This is a genomic window from Agromyces binzhouensis, from assembly GCF_004135055.1.
In the GTDB taxonomy this organism is placed as follows: domain Bacteria; phylum Actinomycetota; class Actinomycetes; order Actinomycetales; family Microbacteriaceae; genus Agromyces; species Agromyces binzhouensis.
Genome location: NZ_SDPL01000447.1, coordinates 1 through 2,463, shown reverse-complemented (window position 1 = coordinate 2,463; position 2,463 = coordinate 1). Strand labels below are relative to the sequence as shown.

The following is a 2,463-nucleotide window of genomic DNA, read 5'->3' as shown; positions in this document are numbered from 1 at the left end:
CGACGCCGAGCGCGCGCCCGCCGAGGGCGCCGCACCCGAACCCGCGCCCGATCGCCGGATCTCCGACGCCCAGGGCGCCGAGTCGCTTCCCGGCCACCTCGTCCGCACCGAGGGGCAGCCGGCGACGGGCGACATCGCGGTCGACCAGGCCTACGACGGGCTCGGCGAGGTCTGGGCGCTCTTCGAGCGCGTGTACGGACGCGACGCGATCGACGGGGAGGGGGCGCCGCTCGAGGCGACGGTGCACTTCGGCGACCACTACGACAACGCGTTCTGGGACGGCGAGCGGATGGTCTTCGGCGACGGCGACGGCGAGGTGTTCCGCGGGTTCACGCAGTCGATCTCGGTCATCGGGCACGAGCTCGCGCACGGCGTCACCGAGATGACGGCGCGCCTGCGCTACCGCGACCAGTCCGGCGCCCTGAACGAGCACGTCTCCGACGTGTTCGGCGCACTGACCGAGCAGTACGCGATGGGACAGGACGCCGGTGCGGCCACCTGGCTCATCGGCGAGGGCATCTTCACCGATCTCGTGCAGGGCCGCGCGCTCCGCTCGATGCTCGAACCCGGCACCGCCTACGACGACGACGTGCTCGGCCGCGACCCGCAGCCGGCCCACTTCCGCGACTACATCGTGACCGACGCCGACAACGGCGGCGTGCACCTCAACTCCGGCATCCCGAACCGCGCGTTCGCGCTCGCGGCGGTCGAGCTCGGCGGCTTCGCGTGGGAGCACGCCGGTCGCATCTGGTACGACGCACTGACCGGCGGCGCACTGAGGCCGAACGACGGGTTCTCCGTGTTCGCGGCGGCGACGCTCACCGCCGCACGCGAGCGCTACGGCGACGACTCGCGCGAGGCCCAGGCGGTCGCCCGCGGCTGGAGCGCCGTCGGAGTCGAACCGGAGTAGCATCCGGAGCATGGAGGTCGAGGTCTCCCGCAGCGGCGGGCTCGCCGGGCTGCGGCTCACGTGGACCGTCGAGGTCGAGGACCAGCCCGACCCCGAGGAGTGGGTGCTCCTCGTCGAGCGCCTGCCGTGGAGCGAGACCCCGCCCGCGCCGCCGGAACCCGATCGGTACACCTACCGCATCCGGTGCGAGCCGCACGAGGCGACGCTCGCCGAACGCCAGGTCACGGGTCCCTGGCGCGATCTCGTCGATCGCGTCCGGGATGTCGCCGAGCCGTCGCGAGGACGCCCGAGCGCCGACGGTCGCGCCGCGCCGCGGCCGACGCCCGGGCCCGTGGAGCCGACGACGCCCGTCATCGATCCGGACGCGTCGCCCGCCGGGTGAGCACGCCCAGCGCGATGAGCCCCTGCGCGGCCAGGTAGGTCGACATCACGACGAGGTCGTGGGCGGCGAACTCGTAGCCCGGCAGGAACCGACCGAGCGCGAGCACCGAGTCGGAGACCACGAACAGCGCACCGCCGAGGGCCACCAGCCCCCCGAGTCCGCCCGCGAGCGCGGCCATCATGCCGAGCACCGCACCGTAGACCGCGACAGGGACGAGCAGCCCGTCGAGGCCCGGGGCGAGGAGCGCCAGGAAGCCGGCGAACCAGGCCGCGTAGGCGAGCGTCCACCACGGAAGCCGGCGACCGCCCGCGCTCAGCCGGACGAACAGCACGACGTAGGCGACGTGCGCGGCGAGGAACGACAGCAGGCCGGCCACGAACCATCCGTCGCCCGAGCCCGTCAGCAGCGCATCGCCGCCCCAGGACAGGACGAGCGCCGCGACGAGCAGCCGGGCGGCCGCGGACCCCCGGGGTCGGGCGAGCAGCACCGCGACGACGAGTGCGGGCATCAGCAGGAGCTTCGTCGCCGTCACCGCCGTGCCGTCGCCGCCGCCGACGAGCACGACGAGGTGCACGAGGCTCAGCGCCGCATAGGGCGCGAACGCCACGATGAGCCGTCGGCGGCCCGCGCGTGCGAGCGGCCGGGGCGGCGGGCCGTCCGTCCCAGGACGGGCTGCGGCGACGGGGATGCCGGGGGTCACGTCATCGTGCCTCTCGAGTACGGGGGTCGGGTCGGCGGCGATCCACCGGTTCGCCGCCGACGGCCGCGGTTCACGCCGTGCGGAGCTCGCCCCGCACGATCGAGTCGCCGGAGTGCGCGGGATCACCGTCGACGGGTTCGGCCGAGACGTCCACCAGGGGGTACTCGTCGAGGTCGATGCCGGCCGGGACGACGAGGCGCGCCGTGTCCCCGTCCATCAGGCCGAGGCTGACGAGGCCCGACGCGTCGCCGCGGATGAGCCACACCTCGCGCACCTCCCCCTCCGGAACGTCGGCCGCGAGGTCGACGCGGATGGTGCGCTCCCCGGCCGCGTCCTGCTCGACCGTGGCGGAGCCGACCGCGTCCCAGCCGGGGAACGCGTCGAGCTCGGCGCTCGCGAGCACCGTCGTCGCCTCCGGCCCCGCGGGGCCGCCGTCGATGGCGACGCCGATGCCGATCCCCGCCAGCAGGC

4 protein-coding genes are annotated in these 2,463 nt (G+C 74.8%); 2 read left to right on the top strand and 2 right to left on the bottom strand.

Features of this window, described 5'->3' with window-relative positions:
• The coding region (locus tag ESO86_RS15485; RefSeq protein WP_165308004.1) for a M4 family metallopeptidase at nucleotides 1–910 on the top strand (910 nt) is incomplete at its 5' end.
• Between the two features lie 10 nt (nucleotides 911–920).
• On the top strand, nucleotides 921–1,292 hold the full coding sequence (locus ESO86_RS15480; protein WP_207207177.1) for a protealysin inhibitor emfourin: 372 nt from the start codon (nucleotides 921–923) through the stop codon (nucleotides 1,290–1,292).
• On the opposite strand, the gene ESO86_RS15475 is transcribed toward ESO86_RS15480, so the two are convergent.
• Together ESO86_RS15475 and ESO86_RS15470 are read right to left on the bottom strand one after the other, a co-directional pair.
• Nucleotides 1,261–1,992: a lysoplasmalogenase gene (locus ESO86_RS15475; RefSeq protein ID WP_129235770.1), complete on the bottom strand. Its 732-nt coding sequence runs from the start codon at nucleotides 1,990–1,992 to the stop codon at nucleotides 1,261–1,263. The genes ESO86_RS15480 and ESO86_RS15475 overlap by 32 nt on opposite strands.
• A gap of 70 nt (nucleotides 1,993–2,062) precedes the next feature.
• Nucleotides 2,063–2,463, bottom strand: a 401-nt coding sequence (locus ESO86_RS15470; protein WP_165308002.1) for an anti-sigma factor, incomplete at its 5' end; no start/stop codon positions are given.